Source organism: Rhodococcus sp. CX, assembly GCF_015865005.1.
Classification (GTDB): Bacteria; Actinomycetota; Actinomycetes; order Mycobacteriales; family Mycobacteriaceae; genus Rhodococcus.
Map to the genome: position 1 here is coordinate 1 of NZ_JADZGH010000033.1, position 16816 is coordinate 16816.

Annotated in this window: 18 protein-coding genes and 1 pseudogene; 11 read left to right on the plus strand and 8 right to left on the minus strand. The window is 70.0% G+C overall.

Annotated features, from left to right (window positions below; all coding sequences use genetic code 11):
• Positions 1-8 precede the first annotated feature (8 nt).
• Complete coding sequence (locus I0Q12_RS02785; protein ID WP_197250500.1) at positions 9-608, minus strand: TetR/AcrR family transcriptional regulator; 600 nt, start codon at positions 606-608, stop codon at positions 9-11.
• 58 nt (positions 609-666) lie between these two features.
• Here I0Q12_RS02785 and I0Q12_RS02790 point away from each other — a divergent pair, with 58 nt between their 5' ends.
• Positions 667-1890 (plus strand): hypothetical protein, encoded by a 1224-nt coding sequence (locus I0Q12_RS02790; RefSeq protein ID WP_197250501.1) that lies wholly within the window; start codon positions 667-669, stop codon positions 1888-1890.
• A gap of 55 nt (positions 1891-1945) precedes the next feature.
• Positions 1946-3465: pseudogene (locus I0Q12_RS02795) on the plus strand (carboxylesterase/lipase family protein).
• 4 nt (positions 3466-3469) lie between these two features.
• On the opposite strand, the gene I0Q12_RS02800 reads toward I0Q12_RS02795, so the two are convergent.
• From I0Q12_RS02800 to I0Q12_RS02810, 3 genes are read right to left on the minus strand one after another with little or no spacing between them, the layout of a single operon-like run.
• Positions 3470-3796 carry a cupin domain-containing protein gene (locus I0Q12_RS02800; protein ID WP_197250502.1) on the minus strand — a complete coding sequence of 109 codons (327 nt, stop codon included), beginning with the start codon at positions 3794-3796 and terminating at the stop codon, positions 3470-3472.
• 33 nt (positions 3797-3829) lie between these two features.
• The gene (locus tag I0Q12_RS02805; protein WP_197250503.1) at positions 3830-4321 is read right to left on the minus strand and encodes a dihydrofolate reductase; all 492 of its coding nucleotides are present in this window, start codon (positions 4319-4321) and stop codon (positions 3830-3832) included.
• Positions 4318-5118, minus strand: a complete 801-nt coding sequence (locus I0Q12_RS02810; protein ID WP_197250504.1) for a thymidylate synthase — start codon at positions 5116-5118, stop codon at positions 4318-4320. Before I0Q12_RS02810 ends, I0Q12_RS02805 begins: the two co-directional genes overlap by 4 nt.
• Positions 5119-5206: 88 nt before the next feature.
• Here I0Q12_RS02810 and I0Q12_RS02815 point away from each other — a divergent pair, with 88 nt between their 5' ends.
• From I0Q12_RS02815 to I0Q12_RS02830, 4 genes are read left to right on the plus strand one after another with little or no spacing between them, the layout of a single operon-like run.
• Positions 5207-6073 (plus strand): Fpg/Nei family DNA glycosylase, encoded by an 867-nt coding sequence (locus I0Q12_RS02815; protein ID WP_197250505.1) that lies wholly within the window; start codon positions 5207-5209, stop codon positions 6071-6073.
• 10 nt (positions 6074-6083) lie between these two features.
• On the plus strand, positions 6084-7154 hold the full coding sequence (locus I0Q12_RS02820) for a tellurite resistance/C4-dicarboxylate transporter family protein (protein WP_307845986.1): 1071 nt from the start codon (positions 6084-6086) through the stop codon (positions 7152-7154).
• Between the two features lie 56 nt (positions 7155-7210).
• Positions 7211-7855, plus strand: a complete 645-nt coding sequence (locus I0Q12_RS02825) for an alpha/beta family hydrolase (protein ID WP_197250506.1) — start codon at positions 7211-7213, stop codon at positions 7853-7855.
• A complete protein-coding gene (locus I0Q12_RS02830) occupies positions 7852-9510 on the plus strand; it encodes a GAF domain-containing protein (protein ID WP_307845987.1) in 1659 nt (552 codons plus the stop codon). Before I0Q12_RS02825 ends, I0Q12_RS02830 begins: the two co-directional genes overlap by 4 nt.
• 28 nt (positions 9511-9538) lie before the next feature.
• Here the strand turns inward: I0Q12_RS02830 and I0Q12_RS02835 are convergent, their stop codons facing one another.
• Positions 9539-10186, minus strand: a complete 648-nt coding sequence (locus I0Q12_RS02835; RefSeq protein ID WP_197250507.1) for a response regulator transcription factor — start codon at positions 10184-10186, stop codon at positions 9539-9541.
• Positions 10187-10370: 184 nt separating this feature from the next.
• On the opposite strand from I0Q12_RS02835, the gene I0Q12_RS02840 reads away from it, so the two are divergent.
• Genes I0Q12_RS02840 through I0Q12_RS02850 form a run of 3 tightly spaced genes read left to right on the plus strand, consistent with a single transcriptional unit; the run spans position 10371 to position 12513 of the window.
• Positions 10371-11294, plus strand: a complete 924-nt coding sequence (locus I0Q12_RS02840; RefSeq protein WP_197250508.1) for a nitroreductase family protein — start codon at positions 10371-10373, stop codon at positions 11292-11294.
• 23 nt (positions 11295-11317) lie between these two features.
• Positions 11318-12265, plus strand: coding sequence for an acyl-ACP desaturase (locus tag I0Q12_RS02845; RefSeq protein ID WP_197250509.1), 948 nt, complete (start codon positions 11318-11320; stop codon positions 12263-12265).
• Entirely contained in the window at positions 12262-12513 is a 252-nt protein-coding gene (locus I0Q12_RS02850; protein ID WP_248675786.1) for a hypothetical protein, read from the plus strand. Before I0Q12_RS02845 ends, I0Q12_RS02850 begins: the two co-directional genes overlap by 4 nt.
• A 63-nt stretch (positions 12514-12576) precedes the next feature.
• Here the strand turns inward: I0Q12_RS02850 and I0Q12_RS02855 are convergent, their stop codons facing one another.
• From I0Q12_RS02855 to I0Q12_RS02865, 3 genes are all read right to left on the minus strand, one after another.
• Positions 12577-13482 (minus strand): universal stress protein, encoded by a 906-nt coding sequence (locus I0Q12_RS02855; protein WP_197250510.1) that lies wholly within the window; start codon positions 13480-13482, stop codon positions 12577-12579.
• A gap of 36 nt (positions 13483-13518) precedes the next feature.
• The gene (locus tag I0Q12_RS02860; RefSeq protein WP_197250511.1) at positions 13519-14559 is read right to left on the minus strand and encodes an LLM class F420-dependent oxidoreductase; all 1041 of its coding nucleotides are present in this window, start codon (positions 14557-14559) and stop codon (positions 13519-13521) included.
• Positions 14560-14639: 80 nt separating this feature from the next.
• The gene (locus I0Q12_RS02865) at positions 14640-15530 is read right to left on the minus strand and encodes a universal stress protein (RefSeq protein ID WP_248675785.1); all 891 of its coding nucleotides are present in this window, start codon (positions 15528-15530) and stop codon (positions 14640-14642) included.
• Positions 15531-15712: 182 nt separating this feature from the next.
• Between I0Q12_RS02865 and I0Q12_RS02870 the strand changes: the two genes are divergently transcribed.
• Together I0Q12_RS02870 and I0Q12_RS31760 are read left to right on the plus strand one after the other, a co-directional pair.
• Positions 15713-16153 carry an Rrf2 family transcriptional regulator gene (locus I0Q12_RS02870; RefSeq protein ID WP_197250512.1) on the plus strand — a complete coding sequence of 147 codons (441 nt, stop codon included), beginning with the start codon at positions 15713-15715 and terminating at the stop codon, positions 16151-16153.
• Positions 16154-16208: 55 nt separating this feature from the next.
• Positions 16209-16816 (plus strand): globin domain-containing protein (locus tag I0Q12_RS31760; protein WP_231609893.1); only part of this gene is annotated, 608 nt, incomplete at its 3' end.

Sequence of the window (16816 nt, forward strand, 5' to 3'; positions counted from 1 at the left end):
GATCGGGGTCATCGGGGAACTCCCAGTGCTCGGAGGGCGAATACGGTGAGGTCGGGGATGGTGCCGGTCGCGGCGGCACCGGTGTGCAGGGGGTCGGTGAGCACCTCGCCGACCGCGCCGACGAGGGCGGCCGCGGCGAGGCCGGTGTCCTGCTCGGGGAACTCGCCGGTGCCGATGCCGTACCCGATCGCGTCGGCGAACGCGGCCGCGAACGCGCGGCGGAGCACGAGCCGTTCCGCGTCGAGTGCCGCGTCGACCGGTTCGGCGAGCAGGGTGTAGGCGAGCCGGGGGTTGCGCAGCGCCCGTTGCGCGAAGGTCTCGACGATCGCGGCGACCTTTCCGGTGCCGGACCCGGCGGCGGAGGCTGCGGCGGTCACGGCCTCGACCTCGCGGGTGCACAGGTCGCGGAAGATCCGGACCATCAGGTCGGACTTGTCGGTGTAGTGACGGTAGACGGTGCCGGTGGCGACTCCGGCGCGTTCGGCGACGGCGGCGATGGACAGCGCGCGGTAGCCGTGCTCGGAGAGCAGCGCGACCGCGGCGGCGGCGATCGCGGCACGGCGGTCTTCGAGTCGCTGCTCGACGGCAGCGGTCCGGCGGTAGGCCACGCAAGAATTGAACCTCAGTTCATCCCTTGGGTCAACGGTCGGCGCTACGGTCGAAGGTGTGAACCGGCTCAGCGTGGTGGACGAGATCTTCCTGCACCGGCACCGAGGATTCGGCCTGCCGGTGGTCATGCAGGGGCTGTGGCGCAGCGACGACACCGTCGACCTGCCGCTGTTGATCTCCCTGCACGACGCCCTCGCCGGCGGTCCGCTCGGCCGGCGGGTCGTACGATCCCGCGTGCCCGGCGCACGCCCCCGATTCGAACCGAGCGTCGAATCGCGGCCCCTGCACTACCCGACCGCCCCGATCCCCGACGACGGCATCCTCGCGTGGGCGGACGCGCAGGCCGAGGTCGACGTCGACCCGGAGCGGCACCCGGGCTGGGCCCTGACGGCCGCCCCCCTCGACGGTGGCGGCACCGTCGTCTCGCTCGTGTGCTCCCACGTGCTGGTCGACGCCCGCGGCCTGCTCGACGCCGTCACCGACGGCCTCGCCGGCACGGTCGAAGCACCGAGCGCCGAGCGCACGTCGGATGTCCGCGATGCCGTCGACCTGATCCGCCGGGTCGGTCGCGGCCTGCGCGGGGTGCGCTACTCCCCCGCCTCCGGCGACGGCCCGGCGCCCCGGCCGGTCACCGCCAGGCCGGTCACCGCGCTGCTCGACATCGACGCCGCACGATGGGACCGGGCGGCCGAGGCCGACGGCGGCACCCCCAATGCGCTGTTCCTCGCCGTCGGCGCGGGCATCGCCCGTCGCGCCGGGGTGCCCTCCCCCGTGCGAATCGCGGTGCCGGTGGACTCCCGCAACGCCGGGACCGCCGCGAACGGCGTGACGACCACCGAGGTCGTCGTCGGACCGACGGACAGCCCCGCGCGGATCCGCGAGGCGGCGCGCGAGGCGTACCGGCGACCGCCCGAAGGCGCTCCCCACGGCATCCCCGACGAGATCCTGCAACTCGTCCCCGATCGGCTGGCCGCGCGGCTCGCGGCGGGTGCCGGCGAGCGAGATGTGTTGTGTTCCAACATCGGACCGATCCCCCAGAGCCTCGAGACGTTCGGACCGCACCGCACCGTGGGTTTCGCCGCGCGGGCAGGCCCGGGTGCATCGCCCGCGCCCCGAGCCACCACGTCGACACACCTGTCGGCCTACCTGTGCAGGCTGGGCGGGCACTACACGCTCTCGCTCGTCGCGCTCGACACCGATCGGTTCCCGGACGCCGCGACCTTGCGCGTGTACGCCGATGCCGAACTCGCCGATCGCGGACTCGAGGCCCGGCCCTGGTGACCGCGGGACGGCGAACACCGGCAGCTGTGACGGCCCGTCACGTACAGTTGCGCACATGACCCCCGAGACCCTGGTCACACTCGCCGACGGCGCGGTCCGCGGCAGCCGCGTCGGCGACCTCCTGTCGTGGCGGGGCATCCCGTACGCGCAGCCGCCGGTCGGCCCGCTGCGACTGCGGGCGCCGCAGCCGGTGCAGCCGTGGACCGGGGAACTCGACGCGACGCGCTTCGGCAATGCGGCGTGCCAGGCCCCGAGAGGCGCCTTCACCGGCAGCCGGGAACGCCTGGCGATCAGCGAGGACTGCCTGACCCTCAACGTCATCGCTCCCGCCGCCCGGTCGGCGACGCCGCGCCCGGTGATGGTGTTCGTGCACGGCGGCGCCTACACGCTCGGCACGAGCGCGCTGTCGCTCTACGGCGGACAGTCGCTGGTGCGCCGCGGCGACGTGGTCTACGTGTCGCTCAACTACCGGCTCGGCAGCCTCGGCTACCTCGATTTCTCGGCGTTCTCGACCCCGGCCCGGCGGTTCGACTCCAACCTGGGGCTGCGCGACCAGGTGGCCGCCCTCGAATGGGTGCAGCGCAACATCGCCGCGTTCGGCGGCGACCCCGGCAACGTGACCGTATTCGGCGAGTCCGCGGGCGGCAACGCGGTCACCACCCTGCTGGCGACCCCCGCCTCGCGCGGTCTGTTCGCGCAGGCGATCGCGCAGAGTTCCGCACCGGACCTGGTGGTCGATGCGCCGCGCGCCGCCGAGTGGGCCGCGCGCTTCGTCGAACTGCTCGGCGCCGACGCCGATTCCGCGGCGGCCGCGCTCGACGCCGCGACGCCCGCCGAACTCGGCCGCACCGGGAACCGGCTGTCCCGGGAGACGCTGCACGCCTCCCCGGCCTGCACGTGTTCGGTCCGGTGGTCGACGGCGACTTCCTGCCCACCCATCCGCTCGACGCGTACGAATCGGGTGCGGCGCAACGGGTTCCGTTGATCATCGGCACCAACGACCGGGAAGGCGCCCTGTTCCCGCGATTCCTCGACGGATTGCCGACGAACCCGGACCGCATCGACCGGATGTTCGCGCTCACCGACGAAGCGGCCCGCGACCGCGTCGTGTCGGCCTATCCGGGTTATCCGGGTGAACGGGCCGCCGTCGATCTCGGCGGCGACCTCACCTTCTGGTATCCGTCGATCCAGATCGCGCAGGCCCATTCGCGGTTCGCACCCACCTACAGCTACCGCTTCGACTTCGCGCCCCGGCTGGCGCGCGTGTCCGGGTTCGATGCGACGCACGCGGTGGAACTGCTCTCGGTGTTCGATCAGGTGGACACGCCACTGGGCCGGGCGTACACGGCCCTCGGGGGTCGCCGCGGGCTGCGCCTCGTCAGCGACGCCGTGCAGCGGCACTGGCTGCACTTCGCACGGCACGGTGAGCCGTTGCCGTCGTGGCCGCAGTACGACGAGCGGGAGCGCGCGACGACGATCTTCGACGTGCCGACCCGGGTGGAACACGATCCGCGGCGGGAACGCCGGCTCGCCTGGGAGGGCTACGCGGGCTATCGCACCCCCGTCTGCCCGTAGCGGATCACTTCGCGACGGTCAGCAGGAACGCCACGTCCTCGAGGGCGGCCACGCTGTGCCGCGACTGGGGAATCACGAGGAAGTCCCCGGCCGAACCCTTCCAGGACTGGTCCCCAGCGATCAGCGACAACTGCCCGGACAGAACCTGGATGGTCGCCTCCCCGGGACTGTCGTGCTCGCCGAGTTCGTGTCCGGCGAGCAGCGCGATCACCGTCTGCCGAAGGTGCTTGGTGTGCCCGCCGAGCACGGTCTGCGAACTGCGCCCGTTGCTCGATGCCGCCGCGAGTTTGAGCTGCTGCCGGGCCATGGCGGTGAGGGAGAGCTTGTCCATCTTCGCAGTATGGCCCACCCCGCGGGCGCGGTCTCAGGTTCGCGAGTACCCGACCCAGCGGAACCGGATACCGGACCGGGACTGCTGCCATTCGCCCTGTTCGGTGACCGTCCAGCCCGGTCCGATCTCGGGAGCGACGGCGTCACCGTCCACGTCGAGATCGACCTCGGTGACCAGCAGCCGCGTCGCGTGCGGCATGGCCTGCGCGTAGATCTGGCCACCGCCGATGACGGCGGCGTCGGCACCGTCGACGAGGCCCAGCGCCGCCTCGACGCTGCCGGCGACCTCGGCTCCGTCGGCGGTCCAGTCGGGGTTGCGGGTGACGACGATGTTGCGCCGGCCCGGCAGCGGCCGGAACTTCGCAGGCAGCGAATCCCAGGTGAGCCGTCCCATGACGACGGGCAGCCCCATCGTGGCTTCCTTGAAGAACGCCATGTCCTCCGGGATGTGCCACGGGATCGTCCCGTCCCGTCCGATGACGCCGCCGCGGGCCTGGGCCCAGATCAGGGTCAGCGCCCCGGTCACACCGCCACCGGCGCCTTGATCGCGGGATGGTGCCGGTAGCCGACGACCTCGACGTCCTCGAACTCGTAGTCGAACAGCGAATCCCGGCGGTTCAGCTTCAGCGTCGGGTACTCGTAGGCCTCGCGCCCGAGCTGCTCGGTGACCTGCTCGATGTGGTTGTCGTAGATGTGGCAGTCGCCGCCGGTCCAGATGAACTCGCCGACCTCGAGGCCGGTCTGCTGCGCCACCATGTGGGTGAGCAGCGCGTAGCTGGCGATGTTGAACGGCACGCCGAGGAACAGGTCGGCGCTGCGCTGGTAGAGCTGGCAGCTGAGCTTGCCGTCGGCGACGTAGAACTGGAAGAACGCGTGGCACGGCATCAGCGCCATGTCGTCGAGGTCGGCGACGTTCCAGGCGGAGACGATCATGCGCCGCGAATCCGGGTTGTTGCGGATCGTCTCGAGGACCTGGCTGATCTGGTCGATGTGTTCGCCGCTCGGGGTCGGCCAGGACCGCCACTGCACGCCGTAGACGGGTCCGAGCTCGCCGTCGGCGTCGGCCCATTCGTCCCAGATGGTGACGCCGTGCTCCTGCAGCCATCGCACGTTCGAGTCGCCGCGCAGGAACCACAGCAGCTCGTACACGATGGACTTGAGGTGGACCTTCTTCGTGGTGATCAGCGGGAATCCCTGTGCGAGGTCGAAGCGCATCTGATGCCCGAACAGGCTGCGCGTCCCGGTCCCGGTGCGGTCGGCCTTCGGGGTGCCCGTCTCGAGGACGAGGCGCAACAGGTCTTCGTACGGGGTCGGCACAGTCACGCCGGCAAGTTTACGGCTTCCCCGCGGTGTGCCCTTGTGGCGGCTGGAGCCGCCACAAATAGACACGGGCAGCCGTAGGCTGCACCTTATGCCCGAACTGCCCGAGGTGGAGGCACTGGCCGGGTTCCTGCGGGAGCACGCGGTCGGCTCGGTCGTGGGCCGCATCGACGTCGCGTCGATCAGCGTGCTGCAGACCGCCGACCCGCCGATCACGGCCCTGCAGGGCCGCGACATCACCGGCGCGCGCCGCTTCGGCAAGTTCCTGTGCCTCGACTGCGGCGACCTCTCGCTCGTCACCCACCTGTCGCGAGCCGGGTGGCTGCGCTGGATCGACGACCCGTCGCCCACACCACCGCGCCCCGGCAAGGGACCGCTCGCGCTCCGCATCCACCTGTTCACCCCCGACGCGACGACCCCCGCCGTCGACCTCACCGAGGCCGGCACCCGCAAGCGGCTGGCCGTCTGGGTCGTCGAGGACCCCCACAAGGTGCCCGGCATCGCACGGCTCGGACCGGACGCGCTCGACGTCACCGCCGACGACCTCGCGAGACTGCTGCGCGGCAGCACGTCGCGGCTCAAGACCGTGCTCGTCGACCAGTCCGTCCTCGCCGGGATCGGCAACGCCTACTCCGACGAGATCCTGCACACTGCACGCCTGTCGCCCTTCGCGACCGCGGGCCGCCTCACCGAGGACCGGATCCACGCCCTGCACGACGCGATGCGCGCGACCCTCACCGACGCGGTCGCGCGGTCGGTGGGACAGGACGCCGCGCGCCTGAAGGGCGAGAAACGATCCGGGATGCGGGTGCACGCGCGTACAGGCCTGCCGTGCCCGGTGTGCGGCGACACCGTCCGCCAGGTCGAGTATTCGGAACGGTCCTTCCAGTACTGCCCGACCTGTCAGACCGGCGGCAAGATCCTCGCGGACCGGAAACTGTCCCGGCTGCTGAAGTAGCTTGCACGGGGTGGACATCTCGACTCGGATGCGCGACTCGGTCCGCGCGCTATCGCCCGGTTACTTCGCGTTCGTCATGGCCGCCGGCATCGTCTCGATCGGGCTGCACCTGGAGGGCCACTCCGTGGCGTCGACGGCCGTGCTGGTCGTCGCGGCCGTGGGGTACGCGGTGCTGGTGGTGCTGTCGCTGTGGCGGCTGATCGCGTTCCGGCACGACATGCGCGCGGACATGGCCGACTCGGGCCGCGCGTTCGGGTTCTTCACATTCATCGCGGGCAGCAACGTCCTCGGAATCCGCCTGATGACCGAGGGCTGGCATTCGACCGCGGCGGTGCTGCTCGTCGTCGCCGCCGTCACCTGGCTGGTGCTCGGCTACGTGATTCCGTGGACGGCGGTTCTCGGCACCACGCAGCGCCCGGTGCTCGCGAAGGCCAACGGCACCTGGTTCGTCTGGGTGGTCGCGAGCGAATCCGTCGCGATCGCCGCGGCCACCCTGCAGCCGGTGTACCGCGATTTCGAACGGCTGCTCGCGGCGGTGGCCGTCTTCACGTGGGGTGTCGGCCTGTTCCTGTACGCCGCGGCCGGCATCTTCGTGGCGGCACGGCTGCTGCAGTATCCGCTGCGCCCGACCGAGCTGACCGCCCCCTACTGGGTGTCGATGGGCGCGTGCTCGATCACCGTGGTGGCCGGCTCCCGCATCGTGGAGATGGCCGACGCACCCATGGTCGAGGCCACCCGCGGACTGATCGCGGGCCTGGCCGTCGTGATCTGGGCGTTCGCGACCTGGCTGTTCCCGCCTCTGATCGCGGCGGGCTGGTGGCGTCACCGCACCCACCGGGTTCCGCTGACCTACGACTCGTCGCTGTGGTCGATCGTGTTCCCGCTCGGCATGTACGCGGTCGCCGGGATCTACCTCGGCCGCGCCGACGAGCTGCCCCTCGTCGGCATGGTCGGCTCCGTCGAACTGTGGGTCGCGGTCGTCGCCTGGGTCCTGGTGTTCGCGGGGATGCTGCACCGGATCTGGACGAGGGTGCTGCGCGACCCCACCCGCACCCCCGGAGCCACCGACACCGGGGCGTGATCGACGACGGTGACATCGCCCGAGGCCGTTTCCGGCGGACGACTACGGTATCGGGTGTGAGCGTCGAACTCGTGGACACCGAGACGGTGCGCGGCAGCCTGCATGTTCCCGCCGGCCCGCCGCGCGGCGCGGTCGCGTTGACCCACGGCGCCGGCGGCACCAGCGACGCCGCGATCCTGCAGCGTGTGTGTGACCGTTTCGCCGAGCACGGGTTCCTCGCGTTGCGGTACGACCTGCCGTTCCGCCGGCGCAATCCGAAGGGTCCGCCGCAGCCTTCGCGCGCGGCCGAGGACCGTGCCGGGGTCGCCGCGGCCGCGGCGGCACTGCGGAACCGCACCGACGGTCCGCTGCTGCTCGGCGGTGTCTCCTACGGGGGCCGGCAGACGTCGATGCTCGTGGCGGAGCAGCCGAAGATCGCCGACGCGCTCGTGCTGATCTCGTATCCGTTGCATCCGCCGGGCAAGCCCGAGAAGGCCCGCACCGAGCACCTGCCCGACGTCGCGGTGCCCGCGGTGTTCGTCCACGGTGCCCGCGACCCGTTCGGGACCGTCGCCGAACTGCTGGAGGCATCCACTCTGATCCCGGCGGCGACCGCGCTCGTCGAGGTGCCTGCCGCCGGTCACGACCTGAGCCGCGCGAAAACCGACCCGTCCGGTGAGGCGGTCGCCGCGGTGCTGAAACTGCTCGAGGAGACACTGTGAGCGAGGCAACCGACTCGGCCATCGACAGCCTGCTGTCCGAACTGCGCGGCAGGCTCGACGACGCCGACACCGACCCGGCGATGCTGCGCGGCCTGCTCGAGGCCGTGCTGGTGGTGGGGTCGGGTCTCGAACTCGATTCGATGCTGCAGCGCATCGTGCAGACCGCGGTATCGCTGCTCGATGCCCGCTACGGTGCGCTCGGGGTCCGCGCCGCGGACGGTGGCCTGTCCGAATTCGTGTACGAGGGAATCAATCCCACCGAGCGCAGCCGGATGGGTCACCTGCCGGAGGGCCGCGGTCTCCTCGGGTTGCTCATCAACGACCCGAAACCGGTGCGGCTGGGAGACCTGTCCACGCACCCCGCCTCGGTCGGGTTCCCACCGAACCATCCACCGATGAAGAGCTTCCTCGGCACGCCGATCATGATCCGCGGCAAGGTGTTCGGCAGCATCTACCTCACCGAGAAGCTGGACGCTCCGGCGTTCACCGAGGAGGACGAGGTCATCATCAAGGTCCTCGCGACCTCGGCGGGCATGGCCGTCGAAAACGCCCGGCTGTTCGAGGGTTCGGTCACCCGCGGACGCTGGCTGGCCGCGATGGCTTCGATCAACGCGCGTCTGCTCGTCGGCGGGTCGGTCGACGAAACGCTCGGGTCGCTCACCGGTCAGGTCCGCGACCTCGCACGCGGCGCCGGTGCTTTCGTCGTCCTGGTGGACGGCTCGCACGGCACTGTGCGCGCCGCGTCACCCGCCGCACCGGCGACCGGGCCGGTCCTCATCGATCTCACCGATTCGCCTGTGCTGGAAGCTCTTCGATCGCGGCGCCCGGTGCGCACCGAGACTCTGGAGGGGTTGCCGTCGGCGGGTGCGGGCACCGCGGGGAGCGCGGTGGTGCTGCCGTTGTCGGCGACCTCCCCCGTCACCGGTGTGCTGATCGTGACGCGCGCGCCCGGCACCGACCCGTGGGACAGCGAGGACGTCGCGCACCTCGAATCGATGGCGAATCTCGCCGCGGTGGCACTCGAGTTCGCCGAGCAGCAACGCAAGAAGCGGCTGCTCGACGTCCTCGCCGATCGCGATCGGATCGCACAGGACCTGCACGACAACGTGATTCAGCGCCTGTTCGCCACAGGCATGAGCCTGCAGAGCGCGATGGTGCCCGGTGCCGACCCCCAGCGGGTCTCGGAAGTGGTCCAGCATGCGGTGGAACAGCTGGACCGGACCGTACGCGAGATCCGGACCACGATCTTCGATCTGCACACCACGGGCGCGGCGGCATCGACGAGTCTGCGCCGGCGACTGCTCGACGCGGTCGGCGACCTGAGCATCCACTCGTCCGTCGCCCCGAACGTGCAGTTCGTCGGTCCGATCGACACCCTCGTCCCCGACCGGATCCACCCGCACGCCGAGGCGGTGCTGCGGGAGGGGCTGAGCAACGCGCTGCGGCATTCGCAGTCCGACAAGATCACCGTCTCGGTGACCGCCGGCGAGTCGTTCTCCATCGAGATCGTCGACAACGGAACGGGTTTGCCGGCGACCCCGCGTCGCAGCGGGCTGGCGAATCTGGAACGCCGCGCCGAGCAGTGCGCGGGCGAGTGCAGCATCGGACCCGGCCCGGACGGCGGCACCCGCGTGCTGTGGACGGTGCCGCTCTGACCGGACCGCCCCGGCCGGGCCGGCACGGTCAGGCGGGACCGTTCCCGCGTTCCTTGCGCAGTTCGGTCGCCAGCACCGCGGCCTGCGTGCGTCGCTGCATGCCCAGTTTCGACAGCAGCCGCGAGACGTAGTTCTTGATCGTCTTCTCCGCCAGGAACAGCCGCTCCGCGATCTCGCGGTTGGTCAGGCCCTCACCGATCAGTTCGAAGACGGCCCGTTCCTGCTCGGACAGCTCGGCCAGCGGATCGGCGGTCCGGGAGGCGCGGATGCGGTCCATGAGCGCGGCGGTGGCGCGGCTGTCGAGCAGCGACCCGCCTTCCCCGACCGTCCGGATCGCCGAGACCAGATCGGTGCCCAGGATCTGCTTGAGCACGAACCCGGACGCGCCCGCCATGATTGCGTCGAACAGCGCTTCGTCGTCCGCGAAGGACGTGAGCATCAGGGCCCGCAGTTCCGGCATCCGCGCCCGCAGCTCACGGCACAACTCGACGCCGTTGCCGTCCGGCAGGCGCACATCGAGCACCGCCACCTCCGCACCGCTGCCGGGGATGCGCGCCAGCGCCTCCCCCACCGACGCCGCCTCACCGACGACGGTGAAATCCGGCACGCTGCTGAGCAGGTCGACCAGACCACGCCGGACGATTTCGTGATCGTCGACGAGAAACACGCGAGGCATCGGAGCCACCTTCCTTTCACACGGTCGGGTCCATCGTCCCAGTTCGGTGCAACCGTGGCGACGTCGGGCCGTTCGACGACTGTTTCGGGACCTTCGCCCGCTGCGCGCAGCACCTGCGGTGGGTGATCCTCGTGGAAACATCCCGTGACCTGCGTGAGGTGCCCGACGAGACGAGGAGTTCGACATGGCCGTCCCGAGCGACACCTGGACCACCGGAGACACCGAGATCATCGCGCGCGCCGTCATCGAGGCACCGTCGATCCACGACACCCAGCCCTGGAACCTCCGCCTGCCGGGCCGTTCCGCTGAACTCGACGAGCGGCTCGAGTTCGCCGAGCCGGGTCTCGATCCGCTGCGGCCGGACCGGTTGATCTCGTGCGGTACGGCACTGGCCAACCTCGAACTGGGTATCCGCGTCCTGGGCTGGCGCACTCGCACCACGCTCCTGCCGGACCCGGAACGACCCGAGTTGATCGCGCGGGTCGACGCCGTGGAGGTGCATCCCCCGTCGGGTTCCGACCTGCGCTTCTACGCCGCGATCTCGCATCGCCGCAGTCATCGTGAATCGTTCGCGCGGATTCCCGTGGCGGCGGAGACCCTCGCGGACGTGATGGCCGCGGTCGCCGAGGTACCCGGTGTGCAGGTGCGGTTGCTGGCGTCCGACGAGGCGCCGGTCCTGGCCGACACGCTGACCTACTCGGCGGAGGAGGTCCGCCGCAACCCTCACTACCAGCGCGAGATGTTCTCGTGGACATCGCACTGGCAGCCCGAGGGCAGCGCGGAGGTCGTCACCGACTGGGACGCCGGCCTGGACGTGGGCGGCGCCGCCGGCAAGGCGCTGGTCACCACCGGCATTCCCAACACCACCGCTCTCGCCGAGGCGATCGACCGGGAGTCGGTGCTGGTGTTCACCACCGCCACGTCGGAGCCGCTCGATCTGATCCGGGTGGGGATCGCGACCGAACGTGCCTGGCTGGCCGCGGTCGATGCCAGGCTCTCGGCGTCGGTGCTCACCCACCCCCTGCGCGTCGAGGACTCGGCGGCGCGGTTCGCCGAGCGGCTCTCCCTGCCGGGACTGCCGCAACTGATCATGCGCATCGGATACTGACACCGAGACGAGGGATTCGCACTGTGACAAGACGACTCACGGACATCGAACTGCTCCGCGAACTCGAACCGGTCGCCGAGGAGAACGTCAACCGGCACCTGGCGATGGCGAAGGACTGGCATCCGCACGACTTCGTCCCCTGGGACGACGGCCGGAACTTCGCGGCGCTGGGCGGCGTCGACTGGGATCCGGAGCAGTCCTCGCTCAGCGAGACGGCGAAGGCCGCGATGATCACGAATCTGCTCACCGAGGACAACCTGCCGTCGTACCACCGCGAGATCGCCGAGCATTTCGGTTTCGACGGGGCGTGGGGCACGTGGGTGGGGCGGTGGACCGCCGAGGAGAACAAGCACTCGATCGTCATGCGCGACTATCTGGTGGTCACCCGCGGGGTCGATCCGGTGGCGCTCGAGAACGCGCGGATGGAGCACATGACGAACGGGTTCGCGCCCGGCGCCACGTCGATGCTCGATTCGGTGTCGTACGTGACCTTCCAGGAACTGGCCACCCGCGTATCCCACCGCAACACCGGCAAGGCCTGCGGCGATCCGATCGCGGACCGGATGCTCGCACGAGTGGCCGCGGACGAGAACCTGCACATGATGTTCTACCGCAACATCGTCGAAGGGGCGCTCGACGTCGCACCCGATCAGACCCTCGAGGCGGTCGTGCGGATTCTCACCAACTTCCGGATGCCGGGCGCGTCGATGGCGGGCTTCCGGCGCAACGCCGTGCTCATCGCCAAGGGCGGCATCTACGACCTACGTCAGCATCTCGACGACGTCGTGCAGCCGGTGCTGCGCAAGTGGCGGATCTTCGAACGCACCGACTTCGGTGCGCGCGGTGAGGATCTGCGCGAGCAGCTCGACCGGTTCCTGGTGGACCTCGAGGCACAGGCGGTGCGGTTCGAGGAGTCCCGCGACCGCGCACTCGCCCGACAGTCCAAGCGCGAAGAGAAGGTCGACGCGTGAGCGCCCCGACCGAGAAGCCGGCGGACGAGCTGTTCCACGCGGTCCTGGAGATGGCACGAAACGCCAAGCAGCAGAACACATCCGGCTGGCTGCGCGCCCGCTACGCGACCGAACACGCGGAGGACGCCGCGTATCTGACGTCGCTGATGCTGGGGGTTCTCATCGAGAACGACGCGATCCGCCGCGGGGTGCACCCGGCGGACGTGTGGGCACAACTCCGCGAGCGGGGAATCGACGAGTTCGGCTGAGCCGAAGCCGAATCCCCACCGGCGGGTGGCGGCTCGGCCCCGGTGGGACCGAACCGCCACCCGTTACGGCGCGTCGTACGGGCGCACCACGATGACCGGGCAGTCCGCGGTCTGGATCAGCGCGTTGCTGGTCGAACCGAGCAGCAGGCCCTTGAATCCCCCGCGACCACGGGTGCCGACGACGAGAAGCTGTGCGGTCTCGGCGTATTCGCTCAGGACCCGCACCGGCCGGTCCCGCGCGACCACCCGTTCCACCACGACGTCCGGGTAGCGTTCCCGGAACCCGGCGAGGCGCTCGGCGAGCACCACTTCCTCCCCGGTCTGGATGGTGCTCCACTGCGGATCCTCGGGCACCGCACCGAGCGACGGCTGGACGCTGACGTCGCTCCACACGTTGACGGCGACGAGGGTCGCTCGTCGTGCCGCGGCCTCCTCGAACGCGACCTCGACGGCCGCCTCGCAGGATTCGGAGCCGTCGACACCGACGACGACCGGCCCCTCTGCGGGCGGTGCACCGTCGAGGGTGCGCCCGCGCACCACCGCGACCGGTGCGTGCGAATGCGCGGCGACCGCAAGCGTCACCGAACCGACGAGCAGGCCCTTCACCTCACCGAGACCGCGCGACCCGAGAACGAGCTGCCGGGCGTGGGCGGACAGGTCGACGAGGGTCTGCGCGACCTTCCCCTCGACCTGGGCGGTGGTCACCTCGAGAGGACGGCCGATCTCCTCGGCGGTCTGCCGCGCCAGGACGGCCGAGCTGTCCAGCCGGGCCCGCGCGGTGTCCTTCATCTCCTGGTGGAAACTCTGCGCCAGGTAGGGCTCGGAGTAGTAGAACGACGGCACGTGCACGACGGTGACGATGTGCAACGGCAGGCCACGGGCCGCGGCGGTGCGCGCCGCCCAGATCACGGCGGTGGTAGCCGCTTCCGACCCGTCGACGGCCACGACGATCGGCTTGGGATCGCTCATCTGTGTCCTCTTCTCGATGTTGACGCGGTGGGTCTGTCAGTCGCAGATTGCCCGGAGCTGCTCGATCAGGCGGATCCGGCCGGCGCTGTCGGCGGCGAGCGGGGTCACCGACAGGGTGGTGACGCCGGATTCGGCGAATGCGGCGACGCGTTCGCGGACATAGCCTTCCGGTCCGATGAGCGAGACGGCGCGCACCAGATCGTCGGGAACCGCGGCGGCCGCTTCCTGCTTCTTGCCGGCCAGGTAGAGGTCCTGGATGATTTCGGCTTCCTTCGCGTAGCCGTAGCGGACGGCGAGGTCGTTGTAGAAGTTCTTGCCCTTGGCGCCCATGCCGCCGATGTACAGCGCGAGGTGCGGCTTGATCCACTCGAGCATGTGGTCGACGTCCTCGCCGATGGCCAGCGCCGGGGTGGTGTAGATCTGGAGGTCACCGAGCGACGGGTCGCGCTTGGCCTTGCCCTTCGCGAGGGCGTCGCCCCAGACGTCGGCGGCCTTCTCCGGGTAGTAGAAGATCGGCTCCCAGCCCTCGGCGATCTCGGCGGTCATCGCGACGTTCTTCGGGCCGAGCGATGCGATGACGATCGGGATGCGTTCCCGCACCGGCTGATTGATGATCTTCAGCGGCTTGCCCAGGCCGGTGCCGCGGTCGGCGGGCAGCGGGATCTGGTAGTACCGGCCCTGGTGCTGGACCTTCTCGCGGCGCCACACCTGCCGGCAGATGTCGACGATCTCGCGGGTGCGTCCGAGCGGCGCGTCGTAGGGGACGCCGTGGAAGCCCTCGATGACCTGCGGACCGGAGGCGCCGATACCCATGACGAAGCGGCCGTCGGAGACGAAGTCGAGACCGGCCGCCGTCATCGCGGTCAGGCTCGGGGTCCGGGTGTACAGCTGGAAGATGCCGGACGCCAGCTCGACCCGCGTGGTCTTCGCGGCGAGATAGCCGAGCTGGCTGACCGCGTCGAACGAGTACGCCTCCGGGACGAAGACGATGTCGAGACCGGCCCGCTCCAGGTCTGCGACCTCGGCGGCCGTCTCGGCGAATCCGCCGCTGTAGTTCAATCCCATCCCGATGCGCATGCATCTTCCCCAATCGTGCGGCGCCCGGAAGGGCACTCGTCGAAACCGTGCACCCGAACCCTACCGTCAGCACTTCGGGCTTACGCGGGACGCACCACCATCACCGGGCAGTGCGCTTCCCGGATCAGACCGTTGCCGGTGGAGCCGAGCAGCAGGCCGGTGAAGCCACCGCGGCCGCGGCTGCCGACGACGACGAGCTGCGCCTTTTCGCTCCACGCCTGCAGGTGCAGGCGCGGCCCGTCGAGGTACACCTCGCGGTGCACGACCACATCCGGGTACCGCTCGCAGTAGCCGCTGAGGCGTTCGGCGAGCAGCACCTGCTCGCTGTCCTCGAACGCCCGCGGGTCGAGCAGCTCGGCCCGATCGGCCCCGGAGAAGGTGCCCACCTTGACGTCGCTCCAGACGTGGACGGCGACGAGCGGGACCCCGCGCTGCGAGGCTTCCTCGAACGCGGCGGCGACGGCGCGCTCGCTGATCGGGCTGCCGTCCACTCCGACGACGACGGGCGCGGTCGGGTCGGGCTCGTCACCGCGCACCACCACGACCGGGCAGTGCCCGTGGCTCGCGACCACGATCGGGGTGGATCCGAGCAGGGCCTGCCCGATCCGCCCGCTGCCGGACGCGCCCAGCACGATCATGCGGGCCCGGGCGGACTCCTCGACGAACCAGTGCGATCCACCGGCCGGCACGAGCGTGGTCTCGATCCGCACGTCCGGGGCGACCGCGCGAGCGACGGCCGCGGCGTCGGACAGCATGACCCGCCCGTCCTCCTCGGCCCATTCGAAGACCTTCGCGGACTCGACGTACGGCGCCCCGGCGTAGCCGGTCGGCGAGAAGTCGATGACGTGGACGATGCGGAGCACGAGGTCGCGAGCCGCCGCGGTCGCGGCGGCCCAGCGGACCGCTGCTGTCGATGCGGCCGATCCGTCCACACCGACGACCACCTGATTGTTGCCTTCTGGAAGCGTCACGATCCGAGGCTAACCCGCCGCCTCGGGCTCGGGTACGGACTTTGGTCCCACCGGGATCGGGCCCGGACTTCTCTGGCGGCAGCACTAGCGGATCGGCACGATGGATACATCGGAATCTTCGATTCTGCGATCCGGGTCACATTAAATTGTCATATCGGATGCAAATTATCTAGTCTGTGTCCATGCAACTCACCCAGTTCACCGATCTCGGACTGCGAGTTGTCATGCACCTGGCAGCCACCGCGGCGGACAGCCTGCCCAGCACCAAAAATGTTGCCGAGCAACTGAATCTGTCCTACGCACACACCACCAAGGTGGTTGCCCGCCTGAGCGAGCTCGGTGTCGTCACCACCCGTCGCGGCCGCGGCGGTGGCCTGACCATCACCGAACTCGGCCGGTCCGCCTCCATCGGATGGCTGGCTCGGCAACTCGAAGGCGACGACGAAGTCGTCGACTGCGAGGGAGGGAAACCGTGCCCGCTGCGGTCCGGTTGCAGCCTTCGCAAGGCGTTGCGCGACGCGCAGGAAGCGTTCTACGCCGCACTCGACTCCGTCACCATCGCGGATCTTGCTACGGCGCAACAGAATCCTGTGCTGCTGCAGCTCACCCGTCCTGCCGTCTGAACAGCCCACAAGTACGACCGCGTTCCCCGGAACCCCTCAAGAACGGAGCCCAACGATGCCGCTCTCACCCGAATCCAAGGAAGTGATCCAGGCGACGCTGCCCGCCGTGGGCGCCGCCATCGGTGACATCACCCCCTTGTTCTACAAGAAGATGTTCGCCGCACATCCCGAACTCGAACGCGACCTGTTCAACCGCGGCAACCAGAAGCAGGGTGAGCAGCAGAAGGCACTGGCCGGCTCCATCGCGGCGTTCGCGACGCTGCAGCTCGATCCCGATCCGGCCCGTGTCGAGACGATCCTGTCCCGCATCGCCCACAAGCACGCCTCGCTCGGCATCAAGCCCGAGGAGTACTGGATCGTGCACAAGCACCTCTTCGAGGCGATCGTCGAAATCCTCGGCGAGGCAGTTACTCCCGAGGTAGCCGCAGCGTGGGACGAGGTGTACTGGCTGATGGCCAACACCCTGATCAAGATGGAGGACGACCTCTACAAGGCCGCCGGTGTGGCTCCCGGTGACGTGTGGCGCAACGTGCGTGTCGCCGAACGTGTCTACCAGTCCGCGGACACCGTCTCCTTCGTCCTCACTTCACTCGACGGCGCTCCCCTTCCGGGATTCCGTGCCGGACAGTACCTTTCGGTCGGCGTCAAGCTTCCCGACGGCGC